The 15,401-nt window shown below is 47.0% G+C and carries 19 protein-coding genes; 2 read left to right on the forward strand and 17 right to left on the reverse strand.

Translation table 11 applies throughout. From position 1 onward, the window contains the following. Window positions 1–62: 62 nt before the first annotated feature. From DEHRE_RS12685 to DEHRE_RS12750, 14 genes are all read right to left on the reverse strand, one after another. Window positions 63–713: a biotin transporter BioY gene (locus DEHRE_RS12685; protein WP_242836963.1), complete on the reverse strand. Its 651-nt coding sequence runs from the start codon at window positions 711–713 to the stop codon at window positions 63–65. A gap of 107 nt (window positions 714–820) precedes the next feature. Next, window positions 821–1,639, reverse strand: a complete 819-nt coding sequence (locus DEHRE_RS12690; RefSeq protein ID WP_019224686.1) for a biotin--[acetyl-CoA-carboxylase] ligase — start codon at window positions 1,637–1,639, stop codon at window positions 821–823. After that, window positions 1,639–2,583: an acetyl-CoA carboxylase carboxyltransferase subunit alpha gene (locus DEHRE_RS12695; protein ID WP_019224685.1), complete on the reverse strand. Its 945-nt coding sequence runs from the start codon at window positions 2,581–2,583 to the stop codon at window positions 1,639–1,641. The genes DEHRE_RS12690 and DEHRE_RS12695 overlap by 1 nt, the downstream gene beginning before the upstream one ends. Window positions 2,584–2,604: 21 nt before the next feature. Further along, window positions 2,605–3,501 carry an acetyl-CoA carboxylase, carboxyltransferase subunit beta gene (gene accD, locus DEHRE_RS12700; RefSeq protein ID WP_019224684.1) on the reverse strand — a complete coding sequence of 299 codons (897 nt, stop codon included), beginning with the start codon at window positions 3,499–3,501 and terminating at the stop codon, window positions 2,605–2,607. A 36-nt stretch (window positions 3,502–3,537) separates the two neighbouring features. After that, window positions 3,538–4,887 carry an acetyl-CoA carboxylase biotin carboxylase subunit gene (locus tag DEHRE_RS12705; RefSeq protein WP_019224683.1) on the reverse strand — a complete coding sequence of 450 codons (1,350 nt, stop codon included), beginning with the start codon at window positions 4,885–4,887 and terminating at the stop codon, window positions 3,538–3,540. A 20-nt stretch (window positions 4,888–4,907) separates the two neighbouring features. Then, entirely contained in the window at window positions 4,908–5,330 is a 423-nt protein-coding gene (gene fabZ, locus DEHRE_RS12710) for a 3-hydroxyacyl-ACP dehydratase FabZ (RefSeq protein ID WP_019224682.1), read from the reverse strand. A 37-nt stretch (window positions 5,331–5,367) separates the two neighbouring features. After that, window positions 5,368–5,826: an acetyl-CoA carboxylase biotin carboxyl carrier protein gene (gene accB / locus DEHRE_RS12715; protein WP_019224681.1), complete on the reverse strand. Its 459-nt coding sequence runs from the start codon at window positions 5,824–5,826 to the stop codon at window positions 5,368–5,370. Between the two features lie 4 nt (window positions 5,827–5,830). After that, entirely contained in the window at window positions 5,831–7,072 is a 1,242-nt protein-coding gene (fabF, locus tag DEHRE_RS12720) for a beta-ketoacyl-ACP synthase II (protein ID WP_019224680.1), read from the reverse strand. Window positions 7,073–7,087: 15 nt separating this feature from the next. Continuing rightward, window positions 7,088–7,828, reverse strand: coding sequence for a 3-oxoacyl-[acyl-carrier-protein] reductase (gene fabG / locus DEHRE_RS12725; RefSeq protein ID WP_019224679.1), 741 nt, complete (start codon window positions 7,826–7,828; stop codon window positions 7,088–7,090). 69 nt (window positions 7,829–7,897) lie between these two features. Continuing rightward, window positions 7,898–8,836, reverse strand: a complete 939-nt coding sequence (gene fabD, locus DEHRE_RS12730; protein ID WP_025206191.1) for an ACP S-malonyltransferase — start codon at window positions 8,834–8,836, stop codon at window positions 7,898–7,900. A gap of 87 nt (window positions 8,837–8,923) precedes the next feature. Further along, entirely contained in the window at window positions 8,924–9,874 is a 951-nt protein-coding gene (gene fabK / locus DEHRE_RS12735) for an enoyl-[acyl-carrier-protein] reductase FabK (protein ID WP_019224677.1), read from the reverse strand. Between the two features lie 13 nt (window positions 9,875–9,887). After that, the gene (locus tag DEHRE_RS12740; RefSeq protein ID WP_019224676.1) at window positions 9,888–10,118 is read right to left on the reverse strand and encodes an acyl carrier protein; all 231 of its coding nucleotides are present in this window, start codon (window positions 10,116–10,118) and stop codon (window positions 9,888–9,890) included. After that, a complete protein-coding gene (locus DEHRE_RS12745) occupies window positions 10,118–11,101 on the reverse strand; it encodes a beta-ketoacyl-ACP synthase III (protein WP_019224675.1) in 984 nt (327 codons plus the stop codon). The genes DEHRE_RS12740 and DEHRE_RS12745 overlap by 1 nt, the downstream gene beginning before the upstream one ends. 97 nt (window positions 11,102–11,198) lie before the next feature. Next, the gene (locus DEHRE_RS12750; protein ID WP_019224674.1) at window positions 11,199–11,726 is read right to left on the reverse strand and encodes a MarR family winged helix-turn-helix transcriptional regulator; all 528 of its coding nucleotides are present in this window, start codon (window positions 11,724–11,726) and stop codon (window positions 11,199–11,201) included. Between the two features lie 188 nt (window positions 11,727–11,914). Between DEHRE_RS12750 and DEHRE_RS12755 the strand changes: the two genes are divergently transcribed. Continuing rightward, window positions 11,915–12,271, forward strand: a complete 357-nt coding sequence (locus DEHRE_RS12755; protein WP_019224673.1) for a LysM peptidoglycan-binding domain-containing protein — start codon at window positions 11,915–11,917, stop codon at window positions 12,269–12,271. 3 nt (window positions 12,272–12,274) lie between these two features. Here DEHRE_RS12755 and DEHRE_RS12760 read toward each other — a convergent pair whose 3' ends face one another. Next, window positions 12,275–12,946, reverse strand: a complete 672-nt coding sequence (locus tag DEHRE_RS12760) for a hypothetical protein (protein WP_242836965.1) — start codon at window positions 12,944–12,946, stop codon at window positions 12,275–12,277. Window positions 12,947–13,142: 196 nt separating this feature from the next. On the opposite strand from DEHRE_RS12760, the gene DEHRE_RS14520 reads away from it, so the two are divergent. Then, window positions 13,143–13,292 (forward strand): DUF1540 domain-containing protein, encoded by a 150-nt coding sequence (locus DEHRE_RS14520; protein WP_019224671.1) that lies wholly within the window; start codon window positions 13,143–13,145, stop codon window positions 13,290–13,292. An 81-nt stretch (window positions 13,293–13,373) separates the two neighbouring features. Here DEHRE_RS14520 and DEHRE_RS12765 read toward each other — a convergent pair whose 3' ends face one another. Beyond that, the gene (locus DEHRE_RS12765) at window positions 13,374–13,757 is read right to left on the reverse strand and encodes a hotdog fold thioesterase (protein WP_019224670.1); all 384 of its coding nucleotides are present in this window, start codon (window positions 13,755–13,757) and stop codon (window positions 13,374–13,376) included. Further along, complete coding sequence (locus DEHRE_RS12770; RefSeq protein WP_242836966.1) at window positions 13,742–15,391, reverse strand: sensor histidine kinase; 1,650 nt, start codon at window positions 15,389–15,391, stop codon at window positions 13,742–13,744. Before DEHRE_RS12770 ends, DEHRE_RS12765 begins: the two co-directional genes overlap by 16 nt. Window positions 15,392–15,401: the final 10 nt, after the last annotated feature.

The raw sequence follows: 15,401 nt of genomic DNA on the forward strand, positions 1-15,401 counted from the left end.
TCTGGTACTTATTACTCTTGAAGTGCTGCTTTAGTCCAATATTAACCCAAATCGATGCTGTGCTAGTATTTTTCCATCGGGACAATGGCTTTGGCAGCTGCTGCTCCGACGAGTGACTTCAGAATATCTCCGACAATAAAGGGTATATAGCCCATAAAGAGGACTCCGGCCAGGGTAACTGTCTGTCCGGTCGACCAAAGCCATATGGCCAGGGATATTAACCCCGGAACATAGACAAGGACAAGCTGGGCAAAAAGGATAATGCCGGTCAGCGGCAAAGCTTTACGGTTTTGGGTTCTGGAATCAATCATACCGCCGATAAACAGTGCTGCAAGGATAAAACCAAACACATAACCAATTGTCGGTCCGGCAAGCGCCGCCGCTCCGCCTTTGAAACCCGCAAACCACGGAATTCCTGCCAAACCGCCGACAGCATAGATTGCCATACTGATACCGCCCCATTTTCTACCCAGCAGCACAGCAGCCAGGATCACCCCAATCTGGGAAGCCACCAAAGGCACGGGAGTAAATGGCAGGTAGATTTTCACCTGGGCAAGCAGGCCGGTCAGGCAGGCCAGACTTACTGCCAGAGCAATTTTGGCAAACGTCGTTGACTGCGTGCGCCATTGGAAATAGGACAAACGTTTTTGACGGTAAACTTCGAGCGTATGCGAATTTTGAATCATCATCATTCCTCCGTTCTGTTCTTTCATGTAATAAACTATATTCTCAGTACTATATCATTAGGACGCTTCGTTTTCAATGCCATTTTCCATGTAAATACTGTATTCATTTTGGGAACCGCGACCGTACTTCTCGTTTAATCGTGTAGGGCCACAGAAATTTCTCCCGAAATGATCGCTTTGATCTCCCCTGTCTGCGCCAGCCTTACGACTAGTTCCCCTTTAGGCCCGAGGTCGATTACCTCAGCGGTCTGCACCGGCCCCTCCCTGTTTTCGAGAACCACTTTTCTGCCTATGACTTCGGAACGCTCCCTGCAGATGGTTAAGGTCCTGCCTAGATCAACCGTGCTGAGGTATTCCAGGTAAAGCGGTTCAAATCCATTTAGGATTCCGGCTGTCAGCCTGGTCCTGTCGTGTTCCCTGCCCGTCTCGAGACGTAAAGAAGTCGCTGTGGATTTCAGTTCATCAGGAAAATCCGTTTCAGCAAGGTTCACATTCAGACCGATGCCGATCACCACTACCGGGGTCCGCCTGCTGCTGACCGACATTTCCGTCAGAATCCCTCCGGCCTTCTTTCCGTTCAGGAATAGATCATTTGGCCATTTGATGGTGATTCCTCTTCCAGGGAAAGAAATAGCTGCTTCGTCCACTGCCAGACATACTGCCGCTGCGCCGGCCAGCGTCAGCTGGGGTATCACATCCGGCGGAAGTTGAGGTTTCAAAATGATTGACATCCAGATCCCCTTGCCTCCCGGTGACTGCCACTTTCGGCCAAAACGTCCCCGGCCGGTCGTCTGCTGTTCACTGATGATCACAGTTCCTTCTTCTTCAGCCAAAGCTCTGCGGGCTGCTTCACAGTTGGTGGAGTCCAGCACGTCAAAACAGAGGATCTTTCTTCCCAGAAAAGTTGTCCGGAGGTATTGTGTTATTTTTTCAGGGCTGAGAGATTCGTTCATTACTCGGTATAAGCCCCTATCCTGCGGTATTTCTGATAACGCCTTTCAAGAACATCATCGAGTTGTTCCAGCATGGTTCTGAACGGGACCTTTAACAAATGTTCCTTGATCACGGCAGCCATCGCCTCGGGATCATGGTGGGCACCGCCCAAAGGCTCCGGCAGAACCTTGTCGATCAGGCCCATTTGCTGCAAATCCTGAGCAGTAATCTTCATGATCTGGGCTGCCTCTTTTGCTCTGGAGGAATCCTTCCAAAGGATACTGGCAAAACCTTCAGGAGACAGTATGGAATAGATCGAATGCTCCAGCATCCAGATCTCGTCTGCGATCGACAGGGCCAACGCCCCGCCGCTGCCTCCTTCTCCCAGAACAATGGAAATGACAGGCGTCCGCAAACTGACCATTTCCATCAGGTTGCGTGCAATCGCTTCCCCCTGGCCCCGTTCCTCCGCTCCGATACCGGGATCAGCCCCTGGTGTATCAATAAAGCAAACCACGGGCCGGTGAAATTTTTCCGCCTGCTTCATGAGCCTTAACGCTTTACGGTAACCTTCGGGATTTGTCATCCCGAAATTTCTTTTGACATTTTCTTTGGTATTTCTGCCTTTTTGCTGGCCAATGACCGTTATCGGCAAATCGCCCAGTCTGGCAACGCCGCCGACAATGCAGGGGTCATCCCGGTACATCCGGTCTCCATGCAGCTCAATAAAGGAGTGAAAAATTCTCTCGATATAATCGAGCGTGGTGGGTCTTTCCACCATTCGGGACAGGGCCAGCTTATCCATCGCCGTCAAATTCAAGAATGCTTCCTTTTTCATCCTGGTAAGCTTCTCTTCTAATCCCTCAATCTCTGATGAAAAGTCGGCTTGCTTATCTTCAGCAAGCTTCCTTAAATCACTGAGCTTATTATTCAGTTCCGCTAATTCTTTTTCCCGCTCGAGCATAGCCACACTCCGTCTTTTTGCTTAACGCCTGTAATGAAGCTTAATCAGGCGAGACAAGGTTAGTTTGAGGTCCTCTCTGGCCACGATTTTATCAATAAAACCGTGTTCCAGCAGAAATTCTGCTTTCTGAAAACCTTCCGGCAACTCCTGCCTGATGGTCTGTTGAATGACCCGCTTGCCGGCAAAGCCGATCAGCGCGTCGGGTTCCGCCAAAATGATATCTCCCAGCATTGGGAAGCTGGCCGTGACGCCGCCCGTTGTCGGGTCGGTCAAAACCGCGATATACAGTCCTCCCTGCCGGCTGTGTCTGCCAACGGCTGCAGATGTTTTCGCCATCTGCATCAGGGAAAACATTCCTTCCTGCATCCTGGCCCCACCTGAAGCAGTAAAAGCAATGATCGGCATTTTCCTTTCAGCAGCAAATTCAAAAGCCCGGGTCACTTTCTCGCCAACGACCGAACCCATGCTGCCCATCATAAAGTTACTGTCCATCACCGTAATCACAGCATCCTGGCCATGAATCTTGCCATACCCTGTCAGTACAGCTTCCGAAAGGCCCGTTTTCTCCTGGCCAGCGCTGACTTTCTCTGCATAGCCTTCAAAGTCCAGCGGATTGACGCTTTTCATCTCCTGATTAATTTCTTTAAATGTACCGGTGTCCATGATCAGATCGACTCTTTCCCAGGCTCCCATCCTGAAATGGTAGCCGCAGCGAACACAGACCTTGTTATTATTACTGAGATCCTTCGTGTAAACTGTCTCTCCGCAATTCTGGCATTTTGTCCACAGCCCGTTCGGAATGGCAGGCAAAACATTCTTTTCCCCCTGCCCCTCTATCTCTGCCGGCAACGGCTGACTATTATTCTGTTGTATGGTTAGATAACGCGGTTTCTTAAAAACCCTGTTTAATTTAAACATGAGCACCAACCGTAATCATTTTTTTATTGGTTGTCATTACGCTCCATAGTCAAATTCTTTGGCAATGAAGGATGTGTCAATTTCTGCGCACCTAAATTTCGGGTTATTCAAAATCTGAAACAGAAATTCAATATTGGTGTCAATGCCTTCAATGATAAACTCATCAAGAGCCCTGCGCATTTTACTGATGGCTTCATTCCTGTCCTGGCCGTGCGTAATCAGTTTCGCGATCATCGAATCATAGGTCGGCGGGATATCATAGCCGCTGTAGAGCGCGCTGTCCAGTCTTACGCCATTTCCTCCGGGCCAGAGAAGGATATTCACTTTGCCGGGAGACGGCCTGAACCCAAGTGCGGGATTTTCCGCATTGATTCGGCATTCTATGGCATGGCCTTGAATATGCACGTCGTCCTGCCGGATGTTTAGCTGTTCTCCCGAGGCAATTTTCAGTTGTTCCTTCACAATATCAATTCCTGTAACCAGTTCGGTTACGGGATGCTCGACCTGGATACGGGTATTCATTTCCATAAAGTAATAGCCGCCGTTGTTGTCAACTAAAAATTCGATGGTCCCGGCGCTCTTATAACCTACCGCTTGAGCAGCTCGAACAGCTGTATCCCCCATTTTCCACCTAAGCTCGTCACTCAGGACGGTTGAAGGAGCCTCTTCAATGACTTTTTGATTTCTGCGCTGGATTGAACAGTCTCTTTCTCCGAGGTGAATGACATTTCCATAGTGGTCGGCCAGGATCTGAAATTCGATATGTCTCGGCTCCACCAGATATTTCTCCAAATACATTGAATCATCATCAAAGGCAGCCTGCGCTTCTTTTTTGGCCATATCATAAGCTTTCTTCAGTTCATCCCGGCTCCAGACAATCCGGATACCCTTGCCTCCGCCGCCTGCCGATGCCTTCAGCATGATCGGATAGCCAATACGCTCCGCAGAAGCCTCTGCCTGTTTAAAATTAGCCAACACACCTTCGATACCGGGAACGATAGGGACACCCGCCTGGCCCATGATCTGCCGGGCCTTAGCTTTATTCCCCATCATTTCAATCACTTCCGGGTCAGGACCGATAAATGCGATATGGCACGCTTTGCACATCTCGGCAAATTTGCTGTTTTCCGCCAAAAAGCCAAATCCCGGATGAATGGCTTCCGCGCCCGTCAGAACCGTTGCACTGATAATATTCTTGGTATTCAGATAGCTGTCCCTTGCTCTGGCCGGTCCGATACAAACCGTCTCATCAGCAAGATCCACATGCAGGGAGTTCCGGTCGGCTTCCGAATAAACTGCAACTGTTGCAACTCCGATTTCCCGGCAGGCCCGAATAATCCGGACCGCTATTTCGCCTCTGTTGGCAATGAGTATTTTTTTGAACAAGTTTTCACCCACCAACTTTATTAACTGATAAAAAACTTGATTTCGGCTTCGGCAGCTTTTTCCCCGTCAACCGTAGCAAGGGCTTTGCCGATGCCGGCAGGGCCTTTGATTTTTATGATCTCTACTTCCAGCCTCAGCACATCACCAGGAAATACCTTCCTTCGGAACTTGGCCTTGTCAATTCCGGTAAAGTAAGCGAGCTTACCCTGATATTTTTCCATTTTTAATAAAGCTACCGCACCGGCCTGAGCCAGCGCTTCAATAATGAGTACACCGGGCATTACCGGTTCTTGCGGAAAATGTCCCTGAAAAAAGTACTCATTGATCGTAACATTTTTATAAGCAACAACCCTTTTACCTTCTTCAAGCTCTTCGACTCGGTCCAGAAGAAGGAATGGGTACCGATGCGGAATGATTTCCTGAATCTCTTTGATGTTCAGCATCTTTACCTCCACAATAGTTCCGCTTGCATCCTTGCCGCTACTTGGTATTAATTTCAAACAGCGGTTGGCCAAATTCGACCATTTGCCCGTCATTAACCAAAATGCTGAGAATTTGCAGGTCTTCTTCAGCTTCAATCTCATTCATCAGCTTCATCGCCTCGACAATACAAAGCGTATCCCCTTTTTTGACTTTGCTACCCGCGTTGACAAAGGGTTTCTCTCCGGGCGACGGTGCCAGGTAAAAGGTTCCGACAATCGGGGCATTGATTGTCTGCGGCGCTTCAGTTTTAGAACTTGGATGTTCCGGAGTCACCGCCTCTTTTCCGGCTGCAGCCCCAGGCATAAAGCTCTGTATGGGTTGAAGTGCAGGCTGAAACATGGGCTGAAGCTTTTCTTTCTTCAAAATAATTTTATAATCCTCTTGCTTAAGCTCAAATTCAGTCAGCCCGGACTCATCCACCATTTTTATCAGTTCTTGAATTTCTTTTAAATCCATCACTTTATCCCTCTAACCATTTTTTTAAGATAATGGTAGCATTATGGCCGCCAAATCCAAGCGAATTGGATAGGGCGTAGGTCAAATCCATGTTACGCCCGCAATTTGGTACATAATCCAGGTCACATTCCTCATCTTTAACCTGATAGCCAATCGTTGGTGGTACAAAGCCCTCCTGAAGTGCTTTGGCGCAGATAATCGCCTCTATAGCTCCTGCTGCTCCCAGTAGATGACCGGTCATTGATTTAGTCGAACTCACCGGTATTTGATAAGCTTTTTCTCCAAATATGGCTTTGATCGCTTCCGTCTCAAACTTGTCGTTGTACGGTGTACCTGTTCCATGCGGATTGATATAGGATATTTCGTCCGAACCAATTCCGGCATCAGCTAAGGCAAGCTTCATCGCCCTGGCCGCGCCTTCCCCTCCCGGTGCAGGTGCGGTCATATGGTAGGCATCGCAGCTAGCTCCATAACCAACTACTTCGCCATAGATTCTTGCATTCCTCTTTCTAGCATGCTCCAAAGATTCCAGAACCAAAATACCCGCACCTTCACCAATCACGAACCCGTCCCGCTCCTTGTCAAACGGGATGGAAGCCCTGTTGACATCATTGCTGTTGCTCAAAGCGGTCATGGAAGTAAATCCGGCTACCGCCAGAGGCGTAATCGGGGCTTCAGCGCCACCGGTAACAATCATATCCGCCTGACCGTCTCTGATCTTCCAGAAAGCTTCACCCATGGAATGCGTTGCTGAAGCGCAGGCTGTGACAATACTATAGTTAATTCCTTTGGCACCAAGCTTGATCGCAATATTCCCTGAAGCCATATTACTGATCGCCATCGGAATAAAGAAAGGGGAAACCCTGCCGGGCCCTTTCTCGGTCAGTCTGCTGTGCTGTTCTTCGATCGTTAGCAGACCGCCTATCCCCGATCCAACCAAAACACCTAATCTTTCCGGGTCGATCTCGGCTTCTTTCAGACCCGCATCTTCATAAGCCTGCTGTGCCGCCACCACTGCCAGCTGGCAGTAGCGGTCCATACGTTTGGCTTCTTTCTTATCCAAAAGCGTTTCAGGATCAAAATCTTTGATCTCGGCACCAATTTTTACTTTATGGTCCGTCGTATCAAAGGCTGTGATCGGACCTATCCCGCATTTTCCTTCTTTGATGCCCTGCCAGAATGTGGCTGCATCGTTGCCAAGCGGAGTAACCGCCCCAATTCCAGTAATAACTACGCGTGTTCTCATATTGTTGGTCTCCTCCTAAAATGCCATTCCGCCGTCAACGCTTATAACCTGGCCGGTAATGTATTCACCGGCGTCTGAAGCTAGAAATAAAACCGTATCGGCGATATTCTCCGGTTTACCAAACCGCTTTAAAGCAATGCTCTCTTTGGTCAGTTCTCTCACTTTATCCGATAACCCTGACGTCATATCCGTCTCAATAAAGCCAGGGGCTACAGCATTCACCGTGATGTTTCTGCTGCCGATTTCCTTGGCCAGTGATTTAGTAAGTCCAATAACACCGGCTTTGGCCGCTGCATAATTAACCTGCCCTGCATTTCCAAGAATTCCAACAACAGAAGTGATATTGACGATCCTGCCACTTCTTTGTTTGACCATGATAGGAACGGCATGCCGGGTACAATTGAACACCCCTTTAAGGTCTACTTCTACGACTCGGTCAAAATCGTCTTCCGACATCCTCATGAGTAAACCGTCGCGGGTTATCCCTGCGTTATTGACCAGAATGTCTATGGTTCCAAATTCTGCTTTGGCCATCGCAATCAATTGTTCCGCTTCACTGAATACACTGACGTCCGCTTTTAAGACCAAGGCCCGCCCTCCGAGATTTTCGATTTCCTGGGCAAGCTTTAACCCTTCCTGCTCGCTGCTTGCATAATTCACCGCGATATTCGCGCCTTGTTCAGCAAGCTTTAAAGCGATGGCTCTGCCAATACCCCTGCTGGCACCTGTAACAACTGCTGTTTTCCCCTTTAGCATATCCTACCTCCTTCTGGAACTCAATATTGATAGAAACCATGACATGCACTCTAGATTTCAAGTACGTTCTTAATCGTTAAAGTATTTCACCACAGCTTCGAGAGATGTCGGGTCTTCGACATTCAGAACCTTCACGTTCTTGTCAATCTTTCTCGCAAAGCCCTTTAAGACACTTCCAGGTCCCAGTTCCACAAAGGTATCTACGCCGTCGGCAAGCATCCTTCTGAAGGACATCTCCCAAAGGACGGAACGCATAACTTGTTGTGGCAATAGTTCCTTGACCGCCGACTTATCCGCCATATAATCTGCAGTAACATTGGAAATCACCGGAATCCGGGGATCAGAAAATTCAATGCCTGCCAGCTCGTCAGCCAATTTCCGGGCGGCCGGTTCGAGTAAGCCCGTATGAAACGGTCCGCTGACTTCAAGCGGGATCACCCTTTTAGCTCCGAGCTCAATAGCCCTAGCCGAAGCAGCTTCCAAGGCCTTGTTTTCCCCGGATATCACAACCTGACCTGGGCAGTTATAATTGGCAATCCGTACAACCCCGAGACTTTCAGCCCCAAGACAAGCCTGTTCGACCCCGGATGTTTCCAAACCGAGGACTGCAGCCATTCCTCCAACACCCTGAGACACAGCCTCCTGCATATACCTGCCTCTGTTCCGGACCAGTTTCACAGCCGCCTCAAATGGCAATACACCGCTCAAGACCAAGGCAGAATATTCACCCAGACTGAATCCGGCTGTCAGATCAGGATTGATCCCCTGATCCATCAGCGCCCTTGCGGCTGCCACACTGACCGTAAGAATGGCCGGCTGTGTATGTTCAGTTTTATCCAGTTCCTCTTTGGGTCCGTTAAAACACAGGCCACTCAGCGAATATCCAAGTTCCTGATCCGCCAGGTCAAAAACTGCCCACGAAACATCGTTATGCTGATAAAGTTCTTTTCCCATGCCAACATACTGTGAACCCTGGCCCGCAAAAATAAACGCTGTCTTTCTATCCATTCTTTCCGTATCCTCCAATAATCATCCGATAATCATCCGAATATGGGGGACAAAGGGATGGTTCTTTCGTCCCCCATACGTATCCCTTTAGCGGGTAATACTGTCAAGCTTAATAGCTTTCAGACGTTCCTCTGCCTGGGCAAACATTTCTTCAATAATCTCTTTGCAGGTCTGTTCTTTTTTAATCAGACCTGCAATTTGCCCAGCCATTACCGATCCGTAATCCGTATCTCCCTCTTTTACAGCCTTGCGCAGCGCACCGGCGCCAAGCGTCTCATACTGCTCCAGAGGTGCCCCCGTCCTTTCCAGCTCTTCAAACTGCCGGGTAAGTTTATTTCTGAGGACTCTGACCGGATGACCAGTTGGCCTGCCTGTAACGACTGAATCGATATCTTTAGCTTTCAGGATTCTATCCTTATAGTTTTGATGCACGGTACATTCTTCGGCAGTTAGGAACCTTGTGCCAACCTGGACACCACTTGCACCCAACATAAAAGCTGCGGCAATCCCTCTGCCGTCACCGATTCCCCCAGCAGCAATCACCGGAATATTTACAGCGTCAATCACCTGAGGAAGCAAGGCCATGGTCGTAAGTTCACCGACATGTCCGCCGGACTCTCCCCCTTCCGCCACAACGGCATCTGCCCCCTCCTTCTCCATCCTGCGGGCCAGCGCAACGGAAGGAACTACGGGAATGACCGTAATGCCGTTTTCTTTCCACATTTTAATATATTTCCCGGGACTTCCGGCGCCTGTCGTCACTACTTTTACCCCTTCTTCACAGACGAGGTGGGCAATGGCTCCGGCATTTTCACTTAACAGCATGATATTTACGCCAAAAGGCTTGTCTGTCAGAGCTTTGGCCTTCCTAATCTCTTCTTTGACATATTCGACAGGTGCATTGGCCCCCGCAATGATACCGATTCCGCCGGCGTTTGATACAGCCGATGCAAGTGAGCTGTCCGAAATCCAGGCCATACCGCCTTGAATCAGCGGGTATTTTACGCCCAGCTTATAAAAAAAATCAAAGTTATTCATGCCACTCTCTCCTTCAATTCGTTCGCTTACTCATATAGTCAACCAGATCTGCTACGCTGATTAATTCTTCAAGATCTTCAGTCGGAATTTCAATCCTGTATACATCTTCCAGCTCCATAACAATTTCAAAAATGCTTAGAGAGTCAATCCCGAGGTCTTGCTGGAACTTGGTGGACAGCTGTATTTTCTCCGGTTCAATCTCAATCTGGGAGGCAATAATCCTGCAGATCGTGTCAAAAGGCATCACTTACCCCCTATGGTCCATTTAATCAGCATCGCGCCATAGGTGAGTCCTCCTCCAAATCCGACAAGAACGAGCAGATCCTCTTTATGGATTAACTTCCCTTTGGCCATTTCATCCAAGGCAATTGGGATACTCGCACTCGAGGTATTTCCATAACTGGGAAGGTTGACATAAAACTTCGCCTGATCCACCTGCAGCTTTTTGGCCGCTGAATCGATGATCCGCAGGTTCGCCTGGTGCGGTATGATATGGTTAATGTCTTCCAGCGTATAAGGTGTATTTTCAAGTATCTTCAAAATACACTCAGGTAAAATATTGACTGCAAATTTAAAAACTTCCCGTCCGTTCATTTTGGCATGTGGGGGCTTTGCTTCCTCGGCCTCAATAAAGACGTTCTTGAGCGGAAGGGCAGGACATTCCAAACATTCGCCTTTGCTCCCATCAGAACCGATTACTTCGGAAATGATGCCTTGATTTCCTCTTTTGATAACCGCCGCGCCAGCCCCGTCTGCAAACAGGACACAAGTGCCGCGGTCTTCCCAGTCCGTTATTTTGGAAAGGGCCTCGGCACCAATGATCAGTGCCTTTTGATACATCCCTGTTCTGATAAACTGGGAGGCAATGCTGAGTCCAAAAATAAAACCGGTGCAAGCCGCACTGATATCAAAACAAGCTGCCCGGCTGGCTCCGAGACTATTCTGGACAAAACATGCCGTTGACGGGAAAAAATAGTCCGGTGTAACCGTGGCCACAATAATCAGATCAAGCTCCTCAGCGGCAACTCCGGCATCATCAAGCGCTCTGCGGGCGGCTGCAACTGCCAGATCCGCTGTGGTTTCCGTCAGTGAAATTCTACGTTCTTTGATCCCTGTCCGGGTACGGATCCATTCATCGCTTGTGTCAACAATCTTAGACAGATCATCATTCGTCACCCTGTTTTCAGGAACATAGCTGCCAGTGCCAATTATCTCGACGTCATACATATTTCCAAATTTCCTTTTCTCTCATATTATTTCGTTTATTATCATCCATTACGAATCTTCTGTTCGTTTACCTTTTTCATGTATCTTTTATCTCTTGTTAATGGTTAAAGGAATACTTCGAATCAAAAAATTCGGTGAGTTTCTGCAATGATTCGATTAAAATATTCTCCTGTTCCCCTAATCCGAGAAGCATATGCTTGACCATATCCAGATGGAATTTTTCATGAATCCTGTAGGCAAGCTTTCCCCTTCGGGTCAGACTGATCCTGACAATTCTCCGGTCTGCCTCATCCCTTTGTCTGGAAACGTACTCCTTTTTAACGAGGTTATTGATGAAAGAAGTAAGCGCTCCGACAGTGATACCCAGATCAGCGGCAACCTGAGACATTGTCCTGTCCTGATACATTCCAATCGCTTCAATCGCATGCAGTTCTGAGATAGACAAATTATTTAATGGTCCTTTCTTAATCTCATTCTGCTCTACATCTAGAATTTGATTAAATGTTCCAATCAGAAGTTCATTTAAAACAGTACGAAAATTTGTTTCCAACCTTTCACTTCCTCTCAGCGCATAATCAAAGTTTACCTTATTTTTAATTTGGTTGTCAAATATTTTAGTATTCAAACTAACTTGTACATCTCCTGCTTTAATCTGAATATTTTAGAAGTATTTTCACTATCCCTTTATGGATTTTCTTATTCTAACCTTTAAAACGAAAAAAATTTGGGGTTGGGTTTGTCCTTCTGTCCGGCAGACAGGTAATCCTTTCATACAATGAGAAGAGAAAAAATATCTGCTGGGAGTGAGCTTTCATGACCTGTCCGAAAGGAACAATCCCATATCAAATCAAGCCGGGTGATACTTTTTATAGCCTTGCCCGCAAATTCAATACAACTGCAGAGGCAATTGCATCGGTGAACACAGGAGTAAACCCAAATAACCTGAAACCGGGGGTCTTGATCTGCATTCCAATCAGGAGGAGCGTTGTTTCATGTCCACCAGCGAACCGTTATGTTATCAAAGCAGGTGATACCTTTTCCAAATTGGCTGGTAAATACCACCTTTCAACAACTTCGCTTATCTCACTGAACCCCGGAGTTGATCCCACGAACCTGCGGATCGGCCAAATGATCTGTCTTCCTGTCAAGAGACGGAGAAGATCCCGCTAAGGACTATGTGATCAAAGATATAAGAAGTGACAGAACAAATAAATTCCAGAAGGATTCCACAGCAGCCATGATTTGCGTCCCGCTTTTTTCCGGTGTCACATTAAAAGTTTCCCCCACTGAAATACTACCAATGCTTAAAGAAAGAAACGAAATAAACTGAGTTACACGCGTTTTTCCGATTGTCCCGGAAAAGGAAGACGGATAAAGCGAGTAGACCAGATTAAAGAGCAGTGCAAAAAACAAAATGACTGTTATCAGCGGAAGAATAATATCCTTTAGTTTGGCGTCTTTCCTTTCCTCGAGGGTTAACGTTTCGAAGATATATGTCCCGGCGCCCAGAGAAGCAATGATCGCATAGATATTAACAAAAAAAATAAATTTTGAATATCCTCTGCTGAAACTGCGGCCGTACAAACTAAATCCGACCGTAAGCGCGGCCGCAGCTCCAAAAATTGCCGGCGTAAGCAAAATCAGATTGGCTCTGGACGGAATCGAAGGTTCAAAGAGAGGATGGATGCCGTTATTCCAGCTATTTTGCTGCATTGGACAGCCCCAAGGCTTTCTGGGATTGCCCGGCTGCGGTTGATAATAATAATTTACCGGATTGCTGTGGTTTACGGCATATCTGTAATTAAAATCATTCGTGTGAGTCACCCCATTCCAAAAAATGATCATGGCAATAATAATATATGCGGCCTTCTTCAATAATTTTCCATTTATGCAAGCCTTATGAAAAAAGACGCCGAGGCGTCTTTAGAAATTTATTGATTTTGCTAACCACATAGTAAATTAATTTTTGTTCATAATAATAAGAGGTATAAACGCCAAAGCTTTAACGTTAATAAGATACTCGCCCAAGGAGGTGAAAAAAATGGGTTCAATTAAATGTACAGTCACCGAGTGTCATTACAATAAAGATGTCATGTGCGATGCGCCGATGATTCAGGTGAATCACAGAGGGGTCAAGTATTCCCAAGGCTCGGAAGAGACACAGTGTGATACCTTCAAACCTCAGAAGTAATGAATGCCAGACGTATGAAATTCCAGAGCCCATGTTCGCACCATGTCACCGTTAGTATGGTACGAACATGAGCTTTCTATTTTATTGTTTTCTGTAAACCGTTCCCTGAAACATGGCGATGAGATTGTCTTTCTCATCCGTGACTTCAACCAGATAGGTCGCTATTTTCCGGTTTAGGGATACTTCTTTGGCCCTGGCGGTGAGTATTCCCAGACCGGCAGCTTGACAATAGGTAATACTGACATTTACGGCAATTGCCGTACCCTCCCGGGAATTCGACGCTGCAGCGAGTGCCGAATCCGCCAGCGTGAAAATGGCTCCGCCCTGAGCGATCCCAAGCGCATTTAAATGGCGCTCGTCTATCTTTAACCTGGCCTCAGCTGTTCCGGCTTCGGCTTTGAGTATTTCTATCCCAACATATTTTGCAAAAATATCCTTACCCATTTCCTCTAATATGTTATCCATTTTGTCATCCTTTCTGCCGAGCCGGCATGAACCAAAGGAAGTTCAAACCAGAAATGGCTTCCCTTTCCCTCTTGACTGTCAAATCCAAGATTTCCGCCCATCAGTTCAATTAATTCTCTGGCAACCGGCAACCCAATCCCGGTACCTTCGATTAAATGGTTGATATTCGATGCCCTGAAAAAAGGATCAAATATCTTACCCTGTTCTTCCAACGGAATGCCTAAACCACTATCGATGATGCTTAACCGCAGCCACCCATCAAACTCCTGACAGCTGGATTCAACCATTCCATTATCAAAACTATATTTAATCGCATTCGAAAAAATATTCAGCAGCACTTGTTTCAAACGGATCTGGTCTGCCGCCACACAATAATTCTCACACCCGGAATACGCTGCCGTGATCGCAATTCCTTTCAGATCAGCCAGAGGCTTGACTAAATTGATCGAAGCTTCTAGGACAGGTTTTATTTCTACCGGTTTAATCACGACATCAAATTTGCCTGTTTCAATCTTCGCGAGATCAAGGACTTTATTAATCAGGTCAAGCAAGTGGTTCCCTGCTTTATAGATTTCTTTGACACTCTGCTTCTGAAATTCGTTTAAAGAAGCCTCCGTATCGATCTCCAGGAGTTGGGCAAAGCCCATAATCGCATTCAGGGGTGTTTTAAATTCGTGGCTCATACTCGAGAGGAATTCCGATTTGGCCAGGCTGGCCCGTTCAGCCTCCATCTTGGCTGAAATAAGCGAATTCTCCAGCGCCTTCCTATCGGTAATATTCCTTACGGAGATGGAAACACTATGCCTATCATTGTCAATAAGGGCTATCCGTGCCTGATACCAACGGACGCCTTTTGAAGTGTTCAGGAAATATTCAAATACCTCCGGTTCCTTGCCTTGAATAGCACGATTGATCAAGGTCATGTTGATCTTTGCGGTCTCCTCATCCATAACGGAATAAAAGGAGGAACCAATGATTTCAGCAGCCGGTCTAATTAAAATACTCTGATCATTTGTCCAAGCATTCCGAACGATCCCGGATTCATCTACTTCAAAAATAGCATCATCAATGGATTTTACCAGGGCCTGCAGATTTTCTTCCTTTTTCCTGATTTCAGACTGGTAAACTGTCAGATTGGCATCGAGATGATGCAGCCGTTTACCTAATTGTACGACTGAGACTGCCGTATCCTGCAACTCTTCAATGAAGAAATCCGGTTGTTCCTGGAGGTGCTGTCCTGTACCGATATCAAGGACCATCTGCTTAATCCTGGCCAGAGGGTCCGAGATCGCCTTGTTTATTCGATGAGCTTTCCGGTAAAACATGATGATAAATATACCATAGAAAATAAGAAGACCTACAATGATAAAACGGCCAATACGGTACAATTGATCGCTTAAACCGTTCAGCGCGGCATAGAGCTTTTCTCCCTGACCAGCAATCGGCATACCTGATACTTCTTTATGCAGCCAGAAGTGCGCGAGAATGAACATAGCAATAAACACCAATCCCATGATAATCAATGGAATGAGTGCTTCGCAAACATAGGTGCGCCAAGTCCACTGGAAAAGCGGTAGCTTTTTCTTTAACTCTTTTGACCTCATTCCAACACCGCCGCCGTTTATTACATTCAATGACCATAGG

Origin of the sequence: Dehalobacter restrictus DSM 9455, from assembly GCF_000512895.1 — a bacterium.
GTDB classification, from domain to species: domain Bacteria; phylum Bacillota; class Desulfitobacteriia; order Desulfitobacteriales; family Syntrophobotulaceae; genus Dehalobacter; species Dehalobacter restrictus.

Excerpts from the sequence above, each read along its gene's own strand:
- DEHRE_RS12685 (WP_242836963.1), bottom strand. The coding sequence starts at position 713 with ATGAAAGAACAGAACGGAGGAATGATGATGATTCAAAATTCGCATACG.
- DEHRE_RS12690 (WP_019224686.1), bottom strand. The coding sequence starts at position 1,639 with ATGAACGAATCTCTCAGCCCTGAAAAAATAACACAATACCTCCGGACA.
- DEHRE_RS12695 (WP_019224685.1), bottom strand. The coding sequence starts at position 2,583 with ATGCTCGAGCGGGAAAAAGAATTAGCGGAACTGAATAATAAGCTCAGT.
- accD (WP_019224684.1), bottom strand. The coding sequence starts at position 3,501 with ATGTTTAAATTAAACAGGGTTTTTAAGAAACCGCGTTATCTAACCATA.
- fabZ (WP_019224682.1), bottom strand. The coding sequence starts at position 5,330 with ATGCTGAACATCAAAGAGATTCAGGAAATCATTCCGCATCGGTACCCA.
- accB (WP_019224681.1), bottom strand. The coding sequence starts at position 5,826 with ATGGATTTAAAAGAAATTCAAGAACTGATAAAAATGGTGGATGAGTCC.
- fabF (WP_019224680.1), bottom strand. The coding sequence starts at position 7,072 with ATGAGAACACGCGTAGTTATTACTGGAATTGGGGCGGTTACTCCGCTT.
- fabG (WP_019224679.1), bottom strand. The coding sequence starts at position 7,828 with ATGCTAAAGGGGAAAACAGCAGTTGTTACAGGTGCCAGCAGGGGTATT.
- fabD (WP_025206191.1), bottom strand. The coding sequence starts at position 8,836 with ATGGATAGAAAGACAGCGTTTATTTTTGCGGGCCAGGGTTCACAGTAT.
- fabK (WP_019224677.1), bottom strand. The coding sequence starts at position 9,874 with ATGAATAACTTTGATTTTTTTTATAAGCTGGGCGTAAAATACCCGCTG.
- DEHRE_RS12740 (WP_019224676.1), bottom strand. The coding sequence starts at position 10,118 with ATGCCTTTTGACACGATCTGCAGGATTATTGCCTCCCAGATTGAGATT.
- DEHRE_RS12745 (WP_019224675.1), bottom strand. The coding sequence starts at position 11,101 with ATGTATGACGTCGAGATAATTGGCACTGGCAGCTATGTTCCTGAAAAC.
- DEHRE_RS12755 (WP_019224673.1), top strand. The coding sequence starts at position 11,915 with ATGACCTGTCCGAAAGGAACAATCCCATATCAAATCAAGCCGGGTGAT.
- DEHRE_RS12760 (WP_242836965.1), bottom strand. The coding sequence starts at position 12,946 with ATGATCATTTTTTGGAATGGGGTGACTCACACGAATGATTTTAATTAC.
- DEHRE_RS14520 (WP_019224671.1), top strand. The coding sequence starts at position 13,143 with ATGGGTTCAATTAAATGTACAGTCACCGAGTGTCATTACAATAAAGAT.
- DEHRE_RS12765 (WP_019224670.1), bottom strand. The coding sequence starts at position 13,757 with ATGGATAACATATTAGAGGAAATGGGTAAGGATATTTTTGCAAAATAT.